This window comes from Geobacillus subterraneus (assembly GCF_001618685.1).
Lineage (GTDB): Bacteria > Bacillota > Bacilli > Bacillales > Anoxybacillaceae > Geobacillus > Geobacillus subterraneus.
Window position 1 is genome coordinate 746,372 of sequence record NZ_CP014342.1, and the last position, 16,112, is coordinate 762,483.

A 16,112-nucleotide genomic window follows, 5' to 3' on the forward strand; every position below is an offset into this window, starting at 1 on the left:
GTAAAATGGCGAAAAACGGTGTATCTTTCTAGCAGGGAATCTTGCTAGAGAATGGAGAAGGGAACATGCTGGAACGCGTATGGGGAAACATTGAAAAACGGCGGTTTTCTCCCCTTTATTTATTATATGGCAGCGAGCCGTTTTTATTAACAGAAACGTACGAACGGTTGGTGAAGGCGGCGCTTGGCGAGGAAGAGCGCGAGTGGAACTCAGCGGTGTACGACTGTGAGGAAACGCCGGTGCAGGCGGCGCTTGAAGAGGCGGAAACGGTGCCGTTCTTCGGAGAACGGCGCGTCATTCTCATCAAACATCCATATTTTTTTACGGCTGAAAAAGAGAAGGAGATCGAGCACGACTTGGGAAAGCTGGAGGCATACATAAAAGCGCCGGCGCCGTTTTCGATCGTCGTCTTTTTTGCGCCGTATGACAAGCTTGATGAGCGGAAAAAAATCACGAAACTGGCCAAAGAGCACTGCGAAGTCGCCGTTGCCGCCCCGCTCGCTGAGGGGGAGTTGCGCGCCTGGGTGCGGCAGCGGATCGAGAGCCAAGGGGCGCGGGTTGATGACGAAGCGATCGATGTGCTCTTGCGGCGGGCCGGAACGCAGCTGGCCGCATTGGCGAACGAGATCGATAAACTCGCTTTGTTTGCCGGGCCGGGCGGGACGGTGGAGGCTGCGGCTGTCGAGCAACTTGTCGCCCGCACGCCGGAAGAAAATGTGTTCGTTCTTGTCGAGCAAGTCGCGAAGCGCGACATTCCGGCAGCGTTGCAGACGTTTTATGATTTGCTGGAAAACAATGAGGAGCCGATCAAAATTTTGGCGCTGCTCGCCGGCCATTTTCGTCTGCTGGCGCAAGTGAAATGGCTCGCCCAAGCGGGATATGGGCAGCCGCAAATCGCTTCTGCGCTGAAAGTGCACCCGTTTCGCGTCAAGCTCGCCCTTGGCCAGGCCGCCCGCTTTTCCGAGCAGGAACTGGCCGAGGCGATTGACGAACTGGCCGCCGCCGATTACGAGGTGAAAAGCGGAGCCATGGACCGCCGGTTGGCCGTTGAGCTGCTGCTGATGCGCTGGGGCGGCCGGCGGTGAAGCCAAACCGATGTTGTTCACTGTGCGCCCATAGGCAAAACCCGTTTTTTTCGCAATGAGGACATTGACTAGCCGGCGGGGCTTCGTCCTTTTATCTTTCATTAGGGAAACAAAAAACGACCTGGCGCCAGGTCGTTTTTCATTAGGAAGCTTGGATGCTGTTTAATTTTTTCGCTAAGCGCGATTTTTGCCGGCTGGCGGCATTTTTATGGATAAGGCCTTTGCTTGCGGCTTTGTCTAACTTCTTCGAAGCGATAATGAACGCTTCTTGCGCTTTTTCTACGTCTTTTAACTCAACGAGCGCTTCAAATTTTTTGATCGCCGTGCGCATGGCCGATTTCATCGAGGCGTTGTGAGCCCGACGTTTTTCGCTCGTTTTCGCGCGTTTGATCGCCGATTTAATGTTAGCCACGTCCGTTCACCTCCATTACCGTTCCTATTCTCGCTGTGAACAACAGGAAGAACAAATGTTATTCTATCAAACGTGTTTTGATTATGCAAGAGGATTCAAGCGAAAATCCTTTACGAAACATGAATGACCAAGCCCCATTGCGGCGACAATAAAAGAAAACGGCATAAACGAGGAGGAACGATATGGAACAGCCGCTCGATTTACGCATGTACTCGGTGCGCACCGACTTAGCGATCGAAGCCCATGAGATCGCGGTCGAGGAGCGCTTGCAGCAAAAAAAAGAAAGCGCCTCGCCGATTGAAGGGGTCATCATTCACGATCAAGAGATCGACGGTGTCAAGCTGTCGCACGTGCACGTGACAGAGCAAGGATCGGCATCGATCGGCAAAAAACCGGGCCATTATTTGACGATCGAAGCGCAAGGCATCCGCGAACAAAATACGGAATTGCAGCAAAAAGTGCAGCGCATTTTTTCCGAGCAGCTCAGCGCCTTTCTTAAGCGGCTTCGCATCCCGGATGGGGCAAGCTGCCTGATCGTCGGACTCGGCAACCAAAATGTTACCCCTGACGCGCTTGGTCCGCTGACGGTTGAAAACGTGCTCGTCACCCGCCATTTGTTTCAATTGCAGCCGGAAAGCGTTGAAGAAGGGTTCCGGCCGGTCAGCGCCCTCGCCCCGGGGGTGATGGGAACGACCGGCATTGAGACGAGCGACATCATCGACGGCGTCGTCCGAAAAACGAAGCCGGATTTTGTCATCGTCATTGACGCGTTGGCTGCCCGCTCGATCGAACGAGTCAATGCAACAATCCAAATTTCCGATACCGGCATCCATCCTGGTTCCGGGGTTGGCAACAAGCGGAAAGAGCTGAGCTACGAGACGCTCGGCATCCCGGTCATTTCGATCGGTGTCCCGACAGTCGTTGATGCCGTCTCGATCACAAGCGACACGATCGACTTCATTTTAAAACATTTCGGCCGCGAGATGCGCGAAGGACAGCGGCCATCAAGCGCTCTCGCCCCGTCCGGCTGGACGTTCGGGCGCAAAAAGAAGTTGACGGAACAAGATATGCCGTCGCCGCAAGAACGGTCGACGTTTCTCGGCATGGTCGGCACGCTCGGCGATGAAGAAAAGCGCCGCCTCATTTATGAAGTGCTCGCCCCGCTCGGCCATAACTTAATGGTGACGCCGAAGGAGGTCGATTCGTTTATCGGCGATATGGCGAACTTATTGGCCGGCGGCTTGAACGCGGCGCTGCATCGGCAAGTCGATCAAGGCAATACAGGCTCGTACACCCATTAGGCAAAAAACGGTTCTATCTTTTCCCGCTTGGCCATACGTTAAAGTGAGGAGACAAGCCGGGAAAGGGTGGGAATATGAAACGAGGGCGCTCCCCAAACGTTGTGATCACCGTTCCAGGAGCCAGCTTAAAAAAACTGTTTATGCTCGTCATTGTTGGATGCATGATGATGTTTATGCTCGTCGGAGCGCTGACGTCGCTGCGTCCGGAATACCGCCCGTCGTCATCGTCGCTCAACGATATGGCGGCCCATTTTCCGGAAGAAACGTTCATTCGCCTGTTCGGGCTTGAAAACCGTTATTTTGCCCAGCTGCTGCCGAAGGAGCGGCAACAGACGAATTACTCGTCGCTGTTGTTCCGCCTGGCGACAAGCATCAATCCCGATGACCCGCGCAGCCTGCTCGGCAGCGAGCTGCCGGGCTTTGCCTTATATGACAGCAAAATTTTGATCGCCGGCGAAGGGACGGATTACACGAACATTCCGTATGAATCGGCGCCGCCGCTTGAGGTGATGCTCGCTGAGCGGCAAGCGTCAGTGGAGGAGCTGGAACAAGCGGAGCAAAACCAAGACGAAAAGCCGCTCCCGCCGCCGGCGCAGACAACGGGAGGAAGAGAAGTCGTCTACATTTACCATACACATACGCGCGAGTCGTATTTGCCGGCCTTAAAAGGCGTGACCGATCCGGATTTGGCGTTTCACCAAAGCGTAAACGTGACGAAAGTCGGCGAAAAACTAATGGAAGAATTAGAGAAGCGGGGAATTGGCGCGCAAATTAACAAAACCGATATTGAAGCCGAGCTGTTGAAAAAAGGGATGAAATACGGCCAGGCGTACGATATGTCGCGGCAAACGGTCGTCGCGGCAATGAAGCAAAACCGTGACTTGCAATATTTCATCGATATTCACCGCGATGCGCATCGGCGGAAGCATACGACGACGACGATCAATGGCGTCGATTATGCACGTGTGGCGTTTATTGTCGGCGGCGAGAACGCGGAATACGAGAAAAACTTGCAGCTGGCGACGGAGCTTCATCATTTGCTGCAAAAAAAATACCCGGGGCTAAGCCGCGGAGTCATTAAGAAGCAAGGGGCGGGAACGGACGGAAAGTTTAATCAAGATTTATCCGGGAACGCGATTTTAGTGGAATTTGGCGGCGTCGATAATACGTTTGCCGAGCTGTTCCGTTCGGCGGCGGCGTTTGCCGATGTGTTCAGCGAATATTATTGGCAGGCGGAAAAAGTCGAGGCGCCGGCTCCGGCAGAGAAAAAGTAAAGGGGCGTCGTATATGGCAAGATGGTTCATTCGGTTTAGTGCAGCGCTCTTTCTCCTTTTTTTCGGTGTGCTGTTTGGCATGCAGCAGGCGCATCACGGCATGGAACGGATGCGCGGCTATGCCGACCCGTCGTTTCCGTCCGTTATTCAGATCGAGAAAAATGGGAACGGAGAGCTTGAAGCGGCGGTGTTCGGACAGACGGTGACAGCGAGTGATTTGCAGGAAAAACAGGAAACGATTCAAGAGTTAAAAACGTTCAATCTCTTTTCTGAACTCGGCCGGCAGTTTGCTGACGCGGCGACGGCGTTCATGGAAACGTTGCTTTCGCTCGTCGGCCGCGTGTTTAGTTAGCCGGTTCGCCGATTTCCGGACGGATCAAAAAAAGCTCGTTGCCCCGCCACGTATGGCGGCTTTTTTGTTTTTGTCTTGGTCATTGAATCTTCTTCGCACTGTTGCTATAATCAAAGCTAGTGTAGTTTTGCGAAGAAGCAGGAGTGAGAGACAATGAACCGGGAAGAACGGTTGAAACGACAAGAACGGATTCGCAATTTTTCGATTATCGCCCACATTGACCACGGAAAATCGACGCTTGCGGACCGCATTTTAGAAAAAACGGGCGCGCTGTCAGAGCGCGAGCTGCGCGAACAGACGCTGGATATGATGGATCTTGAGCGCGAGCGCGGCATCACGATTAAATTGAATGCGGTCCAGTTGACATATAAAGCGAAAAATGGGGAAGAGTATATTTTCCATTTGATCGATACGCCGGGCCACGTCGATTTTACGTATGAGGTGTCGCGCAGCCTCGCTGCCTGCGAAGGAGCGATTTTAGTCGTCGATGCCGCCCAAGGCATTGAAGCGCAGACGCTCGCGAACGTATATTTGGCCATTGACAACAACTTGGAGATTTTGCCGGTTATTAATAAAATCGATTTGCCAAGCGCCGAGCCGGAGCGCGTCCGCCAAGAAATTGAGGATGTCATCGGCCTCGACGCCTCCGAGGCGGTGCTCGCCTCCGCGAAAGTCGGCATCGGCATCGAGGACATTTTAGAGCAAATCGTGGAAAAGATTCCGGCCCCGTCAGGCGATCCGGACGCGCCGCTAAAGGCGCTTATTTTCGATTCGCTTTATGATCCGTACCGCGGCGTCGTCGCTTATGTCCGCATCGTTGATGGAACGGTCAAGCCGGGCCAGCGCATTAAAATGATGTCGACCGGCAAAGAGTTTGAAGTGACCGAAGTCGGCGTGTTCACGCCAAAACAAAAAATTGTCGACGAACTGACGGTCGGCGATGTCGGCTATTTGACCGCGTCGATCAAAAACGTAAAAGATACGCGCGTCGGCGATACGATCACCGATGCCGAACGGCCGGCCGCCGAGCCGCTCCCCGGCTACCGGAAGCTCAACCCGATGGTGTTTTGCGGCATGTACCCGATCGATACGGCGCGCTACAACGACTTGCGCGAAGCGCTAGAAAAGCTGCAGCTGAACGATGCGGCGCTCCACTTTGAGCCGGAAACGTCGCAGGCGCTCGGGTTCGGTTTTCGTTGCGGGTTTCTCGGTTTGCTCCATATGGAGATTATCCAAGAGCGGATCGAGCGCGAGTTTCATATCGATTTAATTACAACGGCGCCGAGCGTCGTCTACAAAGTATATTTGACGGACGGAACGGAAGTCGCCGTCGACAACCCGACGAACATGCCCGATCCGCAAAAAATCGACCGCATCGAAGAGCCGTATGTGAAAGCGACGATCATGGTGCCGAACGACTACGTTGGGCCGGTGATGGAGCTGTGCCAAGGGAAGCGCGGCACGTTTGTCGATATGCAATATTTAGACGAAAAACGGGTGATGTTGATTTACGATATTCCGCTGTCGGAAATCGTGTATGACTTTTTCGACGCCTTAAAATCGAACACGAAAGGGTACGCGTCGTTTGACTATGAATTGATCGGCTATCGGCCGTCCAATCTCGTCAAGATGGATATTTTGTTGAATGGCGAAAAAATCGATGCTTTATCGTTTATCGTTCATCGCGATTCCGCCTACGAGCGCGGCAAAGTGATCGTCGAGAAGCTGAAAGATTTAATCCCGCGCCAGCAGTTTGAAGTGCCGGTGCAGGCGGCGATCGGCAATAAAATCATCGCCCGCTCGACGATCAAGGCGCTGCGTAAAAACGTGCTCGCCAAATGTTACGGCGGCGACGTGTCGCGGAAACGAAAGCTGCTTGAGAAGCAAAAAGAAGGAAAGAAACGGATGAAGCAAATCGGTTCGGTCGAAGTGCCGCAAGAAGCGTTTATGGCTGTCTTGAAAATCGACGACCAGAAAAAATGATGGGCAGGGCTGTCTCCTCCGGGGATGGCCTTGTTTGTTTGCCGCGATGGGGTGCCGGCGGCAGGACGTAAGGCGCCGTGCGCCGCTTTGCGCCGGCAGTCGGGCTGCGGCCGAAAGGAGGAGAGTCATGGCAATATCAGCGTATTTTCACATTCCGTTTTGCGCCCAGATTTGCCATTATTGCGATTTTAATAAAGTGTTTGCGGCCGGCCAGCCGATCGACGCCTATTTGCGGGCGATGGACAAGGAAATGGCGCGGACAGCGGCCGAGTTCGGCCGCCAACTGAAGACGCTGTTTATCGGCGGGGGCACACCGACAGTGCTCGAGCCGGCGCAGCTCGGCCGTCTGTTAGCGAGCATCCACAACCATTTTCAGTTTGACCCGCAAGCGGCCGAATTTACAGTCGAGGCCAATCCGGACGGGCTGACGAAAGAGAAGCTCGCCATTTTGCGCGATGGTGGGGTAAACCGGCTGAGCATCGGCGTCCAGACGTTCGATGATGGGCTTCTTCAAGCGATCGGCCGCACCCATCGGCGCAATGATGCTGAGCGGGCGGTGGCGATGGCAAGGGAGGCCGGCTTTAAAAACATCAGCCTCGATCTTATGTACGGCTTGCCGGGGCAGACGGTTGAGCAGTTTCTTGCCGATTTGGAAACCGCGTTTTCGCTCCATGTGCCGCATCTTTCCGCCTACTCTTTGATCCTTGAGCCGAGAACGATTTTTTACAACGAATGGCGGAAAGGCCGGCTTCGCCTCCCGGGAGAGGAAGCGGAGACGGTGATGTATGAAGCGGTGATGGAACGAACGGCCGCCTATGGCTATCGGCAATACGAGATTAGCAACTATGCGTTCCCTGGATTTGAAAGCCGGCATAATTTCGCCTATTGGAACAACGAAGAGTATTACGGCATCGGCGCCGGGGCGCACAGTTATGTTGCTGGCGTGCGGCGCGCTAACATCGGGCCGGTTCGCCATTACATCGAGAAGGTGGAACGCGGCGAATGGCCGCATCGCGACGTGCACCGGCTGACTGTGCGCGAACAGATGGAGGAGGAAATGTTTTTAGGGCTGCGCAAGACGGAAGGAGTATCCAAAGTCCGCTTCCGGCAAAAGTTCGGCCGCGAGATGGACGACGTGTTTGGCGAGGCCATCCGCCGCGAAGTCGAGCGCGGGCGCCTCGAGGAGACGGCGACCCACGTCCGCTTGACAAAACGCGGCAAGCTGCTCGGCAATGAAGTGTTCGCCGCCTTCCTCGGCGAAATGTAAACATTGACATTTGCCGGGCGATTTGCTACCCTAATAGTAGATTTAGCACTCAAATTGTTTGAGTGCTAACAGAGGTGAGAAACGTGTTAACGGACCGCCAACTGTTGATTTTGCAGGTGATTATTGACGACTTCATTCGTTCCGGGCAGCCTGTCGGTTCGCGGACGTTATCAAAAAAGCACCAAATCACGTTCAGTTCAGCGACGATTCGCAACGAAATGGCGGATTTGGAAGAGCTAGGTTATATTGAAAAAACGCACATTTCTTCGGGTCGCGTGCCATCGGAAAAAGGGTATCGCTATTACGTCGACCATTTACTGCCGCCGCAGCGGCTGACAAGGGCGGATATCCAAAAAATCCGCTCCGTGTTCGCCGAGCGCATCTACGAACTTGAGAAACTGGTGCAAAAGTCGGCGCAAATTGTATCCGATTTAACGAACTACACGTCGATCGCCCTCGGTCCGGCGTTTAAGGAAAGCAAGCTGAAGCGGATGCAGATCGTTCCGCTCAACGAACAGACGGCCGTCGCCATCGTCGTGACGGACACCGGCCACGTTGAAAACCGCGTCGTTACAGTCCCGGCAACGATCAATGCCGGTGATCTTGAAAAGATGGTCAATATTTTAAACGACCGGCTGAACGGCGTTCCGCTCATCGATTTAAAAGAAAAAATCGAGACGGAAGTAGCCGACGTGCTGCGCCGGCATATTCACAACTACGACAGCATACTCAATACACTGATCGACACGCTTGACATCCCTGAAGAGGAAAGGATGTTTTTTGCCGGCAAGGCGAATATGCTCAACCAGCCGGAATTTAGCGACATTCAAAAAGTGCGCCCGCTTTTGAATATCATCGAGCAAGAAAAGGACATTTATCGCCTGCTCCGCAAGCAAAATCAAAAAGGAGTGCAAGTGTCGATCGGGCGGGAAAACGAGCTGAGCGGCATGGAAAACTGCAGTTTGATTACGGCCACGTATTCGGTCGGCGATGAACCGCTCGGGACGATCGCTATTCTCGGTCCGACGCGCATGGAGTATTCGCGCGTCATCACCGTGTTAAACCGCGTCGCCTCTGATTTGTCGGCTGCGTTGGCAAAATGGTATCAAAATCAGTAAGAATGGCCATATTGGTTAACGGATGGATGTTCGTCCATCCTTTCCTTGTGGCCATTGATACATAAATCGCGACCCCTGATCGGGAGGTGAAGGCAATGGAACAAGGAGAAAAACAAGCGGCTGAACAAGCTACATACAATGAGCTGGAAACAGAACAGCCGGTTTCGGCGGAAGAGGCGGGTTCGCAGCCGGAAGATGAAACAGTTGGCGCCGTTTCAGAGCATGCGGATGCACAAGCCGGCGAGAATCCGGAGGCAGCTTCTACGACAGCTGATTCTAGCGGCGAAACATCGGCTGAGGCCGAAGAGCTGGCCAAAGCCAAGGCGAAAGTCGCCGAACTGGAAGCGAAACTGGCCGAGACGGAACACCGCTATCTCCGCTTGTACGCCGATTTTGAGAACTTCCGCCGCCGGGCGCGCCAAGAGATGGAAGCGGCTGAAAAATACCGCGCCCAAAGTTTGGCGAGCGATCTGCTTCCGGTGCTTGACAACTTTGAGCGCGCGTTGAAAATAGAGACGGAAAACGAACAAGCAAAATCGATTTTGCAAGGGATGGAAATGGTGTACCGAGCGCTTCTTGACGCGTTGAGAAAGGAAGGCGTCGAGGTGATTGACGCGGTCGGCAAGCCGTTTGACCCCCATTTGCACCAAGCGGTGATGCAGACGGATGAAGGCGGCTATGAGCCGAATACGGTCGTAGAGGAGCTGCAAAAAGGCTATAAACTAAAAGACCGCGTTCTCCGTCCCGCCATGGTCAAAGTAAGCCAATAATGGAAACGGAGGGTGATGAGCGATGAGCAAAATTATCGGCATTGACTTAGGAACGACGAACTCTTGCGTCGCCGTGTTGGAAGGCGGCGAAGCGAAAGTCATTCCCAACCCGGAAGGAAACCGCACGACCCCGTCGGTTGTGGCGTTTAAAAACGGTGAGCGCTTAGTCGGCGAGGTCGCCAAACGGCAAGCGATCACGAATCCGAATACGATCATCTCGATCAAGCGCCATATGGGGACGGATTACAAAGTCGAGATTGAAGGGAAGCAATATACCCCGCAAGAAATTTCAGCGATCATTTTGCAATACTTGAAATCGTACGCCGAAGACTATTTGGGCGAGCCGGTGACGCGCGCCGTCATCACCGTGCCGGCGTATTTCAACGATGCACAGCGCCAGGCGACGAAAGACGCCGGACGGATCGCCGGCCTGGAAGTGGAGCGCATCATCAACGAACCGACGGCGGCAGCGCTCGCTTACGGCCTTGACAAAGAAGAGGACCAAACGATTCTCGTCTATGACCTGGGGGGCGGAACGTTTGACGTTTCGATTTTGGAGCTTGGCGACGGCGTCTTTGAAGTGAAGGCGACCGCCGGTGACAACCATTTAGGCGGCGACGACTTCGACCAAGTCATTATCGACTATTTAGTCAGCCAGTTTAAGCAAGAGCACGGCATCGACTTGTCCAAAGACAAAATGGCGCTCCAGCGCTTAAAAGATGCAGCCGAAAAAGCGAAAAAAGAACTGTCCGGCGTCACGCAGACGCAAATTTCGCTGCCGTTTATCAGCGCGAACGAAAACGGCCCGCTCCACCTTGAGACGACGCTCACGCGGGCGAAGTTTGAAGAGCTGTCCGCCCACCTTGTTGAGCGCACGATGGGACCGGTCCGCCAGGCGCTGCAAGATGCCGGCTTGACGCCTGCGGATATCGATAAAGTCATTTTGGTCGGCGGCTCGACGCGCATTCCGGCCGTGCAAGAAGCGATTAAGCGCGAGCTTGGCAAAGAGCCGCACAAAGGCGTCAACCCGGATGAAGTTGTGGCCATCGGTGCGGCGATCCAAGGCGGGGTCATCGCCGGCGAGGTCAAAGATGTCGTTCTGCTTGACGTCACCCCGCTGTCGCTCGGCATTGAAACGATGGGCGGCGTGTTTACGAAATTGATCGAGCGGAATACGACGATTCCGACGAGCAAATCGCAAGTGTTCACAACGGCAGCCGACAACCAAACAACGGTTGACATCCACGTCTTGCAAGGGGAGCGTCCGATGGCGGCCGACAACAAAACGCTTGGCCGCTTCCAGCTGACCGGCATCCCGCCGGCGCCGCGCGGCGTGCCGCAAATTGAGGTGACGTTCGATATCGACGCTAACGGCATCGTTCATGTGCGCGCCAAAGATTTAGGAACGAACAAAGAGCAATCGATTACGATCAAGTCGTCATCCGGCTTGTCGGAAGAGGAAATTCAGCGCATGATCAAAGAGGCGGAAGAAAACGCTGAAGCCGACCGGAAGCGGAAAGAAGCGGCCGAGTTGCGCAATGAAGCCGACCAGCTCATCTTTACAACGGAAAAAATGGTGAAAGAGCTCGAAGGAAAAGTGAGCGCCGATGAAATCAAAAAAGCGCAAGAAGCAAAAGACGCCTTGAAAGCAGCGCTTGAGAAAAACGATCTCGATGACATCCGCAAGAAAAAAGAGGCGCTGCAAGAGGCGGTGCAGCAGCTGTCGATCAAGCTGTATGAACAAGCGGCGCAACAGGCGCAAGCCGGCGCGGCCGATAAAGACAACGTAGTCGATGCGGAATTTGAAGAAGTCAATGACGATAAATAATGGAGGGAAAAGTCAAAGTCAGGCCTGCCTTGGCTTTGACTTTTTTTCTAGCATTCACATATTGTCATAAAACAAAGGGAAATGATAAAATAACCTTTATGTGAGTGAATCGGGAGTGGATGATCAACGATGGCGAAGCGCGATTACTATGAAGTTCTCGGCGTCAGTAAAAACGCGACGAAAGACGAGATTAAAAAAGCGTATCGAAAGCTTTCGAAGCAGTATCATCCAGACATTAACAAAGCGCCGGACGCCGCCGAGAAGTTTAAAGAGATTAAAGAAGCGTATGAAGTGTTAAGTGATGACGAAAAACGGGCCCGCTACGACCGGTTTGGCCACGCCGACCCGAACGAGGCGTTCGGCGGCGGATTCCAAGGGGGCGGGTTTGACTTTGGTGGATTCAGCGGCTTTGGCGGCTTTGAAGATATTTTTGAGACGTTTTTCGGCGGCGGTCCGCGCCGGCGGGCAAGCGGGCCGCGCAAAGGGGCCGACGTGGAATATATGATGACGCTCACGTTTGAGGAAGCGGCGTTCGGAAAAGAAACGGAAATTGAAGTTCCGCATGAAGAAACGTGCGCTACGTGCCAAGGCAGCGGGGCGAAGCCAGGCACAAGCCCGCAATCGTGCCCGCATTGCCACGGCAGCGGACAAGTGACGAGCGAACAGACGACGCCGTTTGGCCGCATCGTCAACCGCCGGACGTGCCCGGTTTGCGGCGGCACGGGCCGCTACATCCCGGAAAAATGCCCGACGTGCGGCGGCACCGGGCGCGTCAAACAGCGAAAAAAAATTCATGTCAAAATTCCGGCTGGCGTCGATGATGGCCAGCAGCTGCGCGTCGCCGGCAAAGGGGAACCGGGCGTAAACGGCGGGCCGCCGGGGGATTTGTATATCATTTTCCGCGTCGAACCGCATGAGTTTTTCAAGCGCGACGGCGATGATATTTATTGTGAAGTGCCGCTTTCATTCGCCCAGGCGGCGCTCGGTGATGAAATTGAAGTGCCGACGCTCCACGGCGATGTAAAGCTGAAAATCCCGGCCGGCACGCAAACGGGCACGCGCTTTCGCTTAAAAGGAAAAGGAGTGCCGAACGTGCGCGGCTATGGCCGAGGCGACCAGCACGTCATCGTCCGCGTCGTGACGCCGACGAAGCTGACGGAAAAACAAAAGCAGCTGCTGCGCGAGTTTGACCGGCTCGGTGGAGACACGATGCACGACGGGCCGCACGGTCGTTTTTTTGAAAAAGTAAAAAAGGCGTTTAAAGGAGAAGCGTGAGCGCGATGAAATGGTCAGAAATCAGCATTCATACGACGCACGAGGCGGTCGAGGCGATTTCGAACATTTTGCATGAGGCGGGCGCCGGAGGCGTTGTCATCGAAGACCCGTACGACCTTGTCAAAGACCGCGACGACTGGTATGGCGAAATCGTCGAGCTCAATCCGGACGATTACCCGGAAGAAGGGGTCATCATTAAGGCGTATTTGCCGGTCAATAGTTTTCTTGGCGAAACGGTGGAACAAATTAAGCAGGCAATTAACAATTTATGGCTGTACGATATTGACCTTGGCAAAAATAAAATTACGTTGAGCGAAGTGAATGAGGAAGAATGGGCGACGGCGTGGAAAAAGCATTACCATCCGGTGAAAGTATCGGAAAAATTTACAATTGTGCCGACATGGGAAACGTATGAACCGGCCTCCGACGATGAGCTGATCATCGAAATGGATCCGGGCATGGCGTTTGGCACCGGCACCCATCCGACGACGGTCATGTGCCTGCAGGCGCTTGAAAAATACGTGCGCCCTGGCGACGAGGTCATTGATGTTGGCACCGGCTCCGGCATTTTAAGCATCGCCGCCGCCATGCTCGGCGCCCGTTCGGTGCGAGCGCTTGACTTGGATCCGGTGGCGGTCGACAGCGCGCGGCTGAACATCAAGCTCAATAAAGTGCAGCACGTGGTCACGGTCGCGCAAAACAATTTGCTTGACCATCTTGACGAACAAGCTGATGTGATCGTCGCCAACATTTTGGCCGAAATCATTTTGCGCTTTACGGCTGACGCCTACCGACTGTTGAAGCCGGGCGGCCGCTTTATCACGTCCGGCATCATTCAGGCGAAAAAGCAAGACGTCAAAGACGGTCTGCTCGCCGCTGGATTTGTCATTGAAGAAATCGATGTGATGGAAGATTGGGTGGCGTTTGTCGCCATCAAACCGTAGGCAAAGAAGGGATGTTTCGTGCAGCGTTACTTCGTTTCCGACCGGGAGCGTCAAGGCGAAAACGTCGTCATCAGCGGCGGCGACGCCCATCATATCGCCCGCGTCATGCGCATGAAGCCGAAAGACGCCATTGTTTGCGTGTTCCCGGACGGGCGCATGGCGGTGTGTGAAATTGAACAAATTGCCAATGAGCAAGTATGCGCCCGTATTGTACAATGGAAGGAAGAGGGGCGCGAATTGCCGGTGCGCATTTATATCGCCCAGGGGCTGCCAAAAGGCGAAAAATGGGAGCTCGTCATCCAAAAAGGAACCGAGCTTGGCGCCGCCGGCTTTCTTCCGTTTACGGCTGCCCGTTCGGTCGTTAAATGGGATGCCAAAAAAGCAGAGAAAAAAGTAGAACGTTGGAAAAAAATTGCGAAAGAGGCGGCCGAACAGGCGGAACGCACGTCGCTGCCGGACGTGCGGGCGCCGCTTTCCTTTGATGAGCTCGTCGCCTTTGGCGCAACGGTCGATTGCCGGCTGTTTGCCTATGAAGAAGAAGCGCGAGGGAAGCGGCATAAGGCGCTCCCGTCGCTTCTCGCCCGCCTTCAGCCCGGCGGCTCGCTTTTAGCCGTCTTTGGGCCGGAAGGCGGGTTCAGCCGTGAAGAGGCACAACAGCTCAAGCAAAGCGGCTTTTTGCCGTGCAGCCTCGGCCCGCGCATTTTGCGGACGGAAACGGCGCCGCTTTATTTGCTTGCCGCCGCTTCGTACGAATGGGAGCTTTGTGCGTCAGGCCGCGAAGCGAAACGAGAGTAACAATCGGTTGCTGATTATAAAACATCGATCCCCCGCTGATGGGAAGCGGGGGTGCAGAGTGAGGTGAAGAACATGCCAACAGTGGCTTTCCATACATTAGGCTGCAAAGTCAATCATTATGAGACGGAAGCGATCTGGCAGCTGTTTAAAAAGGCCGGCTACGAACGGAAAGAGTTTGAGAGCCGCGCCGACGTGTATGTGATCAACACGTGCACGGTGACGAACACCGGCGACAAAAAAAGCCGTCAAGTCATCCGCCGCGCGGTGCGCCGCAATCCGGACGCCGTCGTCTGCGTGACGGGCTGTTATGCGCAAACATCGCCGGCCGAAGTGATGGCGATTCCTGGTGTAGATATTGTTATCGGCACGCAAGACCGGCATAAAATTTTAGACTATGTCGAGCAGTTTCAGCGCGAACGGCAGCCGATCAACGCTGTCCATAACATTATGAAAACGCGCGTGTTCGAGGAGATGGACGTGCCGGCGTTCACCGATCGGACGCGGGCATCGCTCAAAATCCAAGAAGGGTGCAACAACTTTTGCACGTTTTGCATCATTCCGTGGGCGCGCGGCTTGATGCGTTCGCGTGATCCGCAAGAAATTATCCGCCAAGCGCGCCAGCTTGTCGCCGCCGGCTATAAGGAAATCGTGTTGACCGGCATTCATACGGGCGGCTATGGCACCGATCTGAAAGATTATAATTTTGCTGCGCTTTTGCGCGATTTGGACGAGCAAGTGCCAGGGCTGAAACGGATCCGCATCTCGTCGATCGAAGCGAGCCAAATTACTGATGAAGTGATCGACGTCCTCAAGCGGTCGGATAAAATCGTCCGCCATTTGCACATTCCGCTCCAGTCGGGGTCGAACACGGTGCTCAAGCGGATGCGCCGCAAATATACGGTTGAATTTTTTGCGGAGCGGCTCGCCCGGCTGCGCGAAGTGTTCCCGGAGCTGGCGGTGACGTCCGATGTCATCGTCGGCTTCCCGGGCGAAACGGAGGACGAATTTATGGAGACGTATCACTTTATCCGCGAACAGCGGTTCTCTGAGCTGCACGTCTTTCCGTATTCGAAACGGACCGGCACGCCGGCGGCCCGCATGCCGGACCAAATCGATGAAGAAACGAAACATGACCGCGTCCGCCGCTTAATCGCCCTTTCCGACCAGCTGGCGAAAGAATACGCCTCCCGGTTCGAAGGACAAGTGCTCGAAGTCATTCCGGAAGAGCGCGACAAAGAAGAGCCGGGAATGTATATTGGCTATACGGATAACTATTTGAAAGTGCGCTTTCCGGCGGCGGAAGAGATGATCGGCGAGCTTGTCAAAGTGAAAATCACAAAGCCCGGCTATCCGTATAACGAAGGCGAGTTTGTCCGCGTCGTGCCGGATGAGGCCGTTCGATCGGTGAAATTAAGTTCATAATCCCAATGGCCGATTTAGGCTAAGCGCGTCCGCCTCATACCTCCCAGCCTTTAGGCTGGGTTTTTGTTTTTCGTAAAAATCCCGTGCCCGCAGGCGGTGATGTTCATCCATGGGCGGAGGGCAGACCGCCGCCCATGGATCTTTTTCCGTCCATTTCTCTCGGGCAGGTTGACAAGCTCGCCGGAAGATGAAATGGGAGACTATAGGGATGGCGGCTAGTTTTTCTGGCAACGACATGGTATGATGGTAGACGTCAGACCTTTCATTTTTTGCAGTAGCAGGAGAA

The 16,112-nt window shown here is 54.4% G+C and carries 14 protein-coding genes; 13 read left to right on the forward strand and 1 reads right to left on the reverse strand.

The annotated features are described in order from the left end of the window. Positions 1 to 65: 65 nt before the first annotated feature. Positions 66 to 1,085 (forward strand): DNA polymerase III subunit delta, encoded by a 1,020-nt coding sequence (gene holA / locus GS3922_RS03590; protein WP_063165217.1) that lies wholly within the window; start codon positions 66 to 68, stop codon positions 1,083 to 1,085. Between the two features lie 142 nt (positions 1,086 to 1,227). On the opposite strand, the gene rpsT is transcribed toward holA, so the two are convergent. Next, complete coding sequence (gene rpsT, locus GS3922_RS03595; RefSeq protein WP_008879927.1) at positions 1,228 to 1,497, reverse strand: 30S ribosomal protein S20; 270 nt, start codon at positions 1,495 to 1,497, stop codon at positions 1,228 to 1,230. A 182-nt stretch (positions 1,498 to 1,679) separates the two neighbouring features. Between rpsT and gpr the strand changes: the two genes are divergently transcribed. The 12 genes from gpr to mtaB all read left to right on the forward strand — a co-directional run bounded on the left by gpr (position 1,680) and on the right by mtaB (position 15,826). Then, a complete protein-coding gene (gpr, locus tag GS3922_RS03600; RefSeq protein ID WP_063165218.1) occupies positions 1,680 to 2,798 on the forward strand; it encodes a GPR endopeptidase in 1,119 nt (372 codons plus the stop codon). Between the two features lie 74 nt (positions 2,799 to 2,872). Continuing rightward, the gene (gene spoIIP / locus GS3922_RS03605) at positions 2,873 to 4,072 is read left to right on the forward strand and encodes a stage II sporulation protein P (RefSeq protein ID WP_063165219.1); all 1,200 of its coding nucleotides are present in this window, start codon (positions 2,873 to 2,875) and stop codon (positions 4,070 to 4,072) included. Between the two features lie 13 nt (positions 4,073 to 4,085). Then, positions 4,086 to 4,424, forward strand: a complete 339-nt coding sequence (locus GS3922_RS03610) for a DUF3679 domain-containing protein (protein ID WP_063165220.1) — start codon at positions 4,086 to 4,088, stop codon at positions 4,422 to 4,424. Positions 4,425 to 4,577: 153 nt separating this feature from the next. Beyond that, positions 4,578 to 6,407: a translation elongation factor 4 gene (gene lepA / locus GS3922_RS03615; protein WP_063165221.1), complete on the forward strand. Its 1,830-nt coding sequence runs from the start codon at positions 4,578 to 4,580 to the stop codon at positions 6,405 to 6,407. Positions 6,408 to 6,534: 127 nt separating this feature from the next. Next, a complete protein-coding gene (hemW, locus tag GS3922_RS03620; RefSeq protein ID WP_063165222.1) occupies positions 6,535 to 7,674 on the forward strand; it encodes a radical SAM family heme chaperone HemW in 1,140 nt (379 codons plus the stop codon). Between the two features lie 83 nt (positions 7,675 to 7,757). Continuing rightward, the gene (hrcA, locus tag GS3922_RS03625) at positions 7,758 to 8,792 is read left to right on the forward strand and encodes a heat-inducible transcriptional repressor HrcA (protein WP_063165223.1); all 1,035 of its coding nucleotides are present in this window, start codon (positions 7,758 to 7,760) and stop codon (positions 8,790 to 8,792) included. A gap of 95 nt (positions 8,793 to 8,887) precedes the next feature. Then, positions 8,888 to 9,562 carry a nucleotide exchange factor GrpE gene (gene grpE, locus GS3922_RS03630; protein ID WP_063165224.1) on the forward strand — a complete coding sequence of 225 codons (675 nt, stop codon included), beginning with the start codon at positions 8,888 to 8,890 and terminating at the stop codon, positions 9,560 to 9,562. Positions 9,563 to 9,584: 22 nt separating this feature from the next. After that, positions 9,585 to 11,390 (forward strand): molecular chaperone DnaK, encoded by a 1,806-nt coding sequence (gene dnaK, locus GS3922_RS03635; RefSeq protein ID WP_063165225.1) that lies wholly within the window; start codon positions 9,585 to 9,587, stop codon positions 11,388 to 11,390. Between the two features lie 129 nt (positions 11,391 to 11,519). Further along, the gene (gene dnaJ / locus GS3922_RS03640; RefSeq protein WP_063165226.1) at positions 11,520 to 12,665 is read left to right on the forward strand and encodes a molecular chaperone DnaJ; all 1,146 of its coding nucleotides are present in this window, start codon (positions 11,520 to 11,522) and stop codon (positions 12,663 to 12,665) included. Between the two features lie 5 nt (positions 12,666 to 12,670). Further along, entirely contained in the window at positions 12,671 to 13,609 is a 939-nt protein-coding gene (prmA, locus tag GS3922_RS03645; protein WP_063165227.1) for a 50S ribosomal protein L11 methyltransferase, read from the forward strand. An 18-nt stretch (positions 13,610 to 13,627) separates the two neighbouring features. After that, positions 13,628 to 14,404: a 16S rRNA (uracil(1498)-N(3))-methyltransferase gene (locus tag GS3922_RS03650; RefSeq protein WP_063165228.1), complete on the forward strand. Its 777-nt coding sequence runs from the start codon at positions 13,628 to 13,630 to the stop codon at positions 14,402 to 14,404. Between the two features lie 72 nt (positions 14,405 to 14,476). Further along, on the forward strand, positions 14,477 to 15,826 hold the full coding sequence (gene mtaB, locus GS3922_RS03655) for a tRNA (N(6)-L-threonylcarbamoyladenosine(37)-C(2))-methylthiotransferase MtaB (protein ID WP_063165229.1): 1,350 nt from the start codon (positions 14,477 to 14,479) through the stop codon (positions 15,824 to 15,826). The last annotated feature ends 286 nt before the right edge of the window (positions 15,827 to 16,112 follow it).

Coding starts and splice junctions, on each gene's coding strand:
- dnaK (WP_063165225.1), top strand. CDS start 9,585: ATGAGCAAAATTATCGGCATTGACTTAGGAACGACGAACTCTTGCGTC.
- spoIIP (WP_063165219.1), top strand. CDS start 2,873: ATGAAACGAGGGCGCTCCCCAAACGTTGTGATCACCGTTCCAGGAGCC.
- lepA (WP_063165221.1), top strand. CDS start 4,578: ATGAACCGGGAAGAACGGTTGAAACGACAAGAACGGATTCGCAATTTT.
- hemW (WP_063165222.1), top strand. CDS start 6,535: ATGGCAATATCAGCGTATTTTCACATTCCGTTTTGCGCCCAGATTTGC.
- holA (WP_063165217.1), top strand. CDS start 66: ATGCTGGAACGCGTATGGGGAAACATTGAAAAACGGCGGTTTTCTCCC.
- gpr (WP_063165218.1), top strand. CDS start 1,680: ATGGAACAGCCGCTCGATTTACGCATGTACTCGGTGCGCACCGACTTA.
- prmA (WP_063165227.1), top strand. CDS start 12,671: ATGAAATGGTCAGAAATCAGCATTCATACGACGCACGAGGCGGTCGAG.
- grpE (WP_063165224.1), top strand. CDS start 8,888: ATGGAACAAGGAGAAAAACAAGCGGCTGAACAAGCTACATACAATGAG.
- dnaJ (WP_063165226.1), top strand. CDS start 11,520: ATGGCGAAGCGCGATTACTATGAAGTTCTCGGCGTCAGTAAAAACGCG.
- GS3922_RS03610 (WP_063165220.1), top strand. CDS start 4,086: ATGGCAAGATGGTTCATTCGGTTTAGTGCAGCGCTCTTTCTCCTTTTT.
- mtaB (WP_063165229.1), top strand. CDS start 14,477: ATGCCAACAGTGGCTTTCCATACATTAGGCTGCAAAGTCAATCATTAT.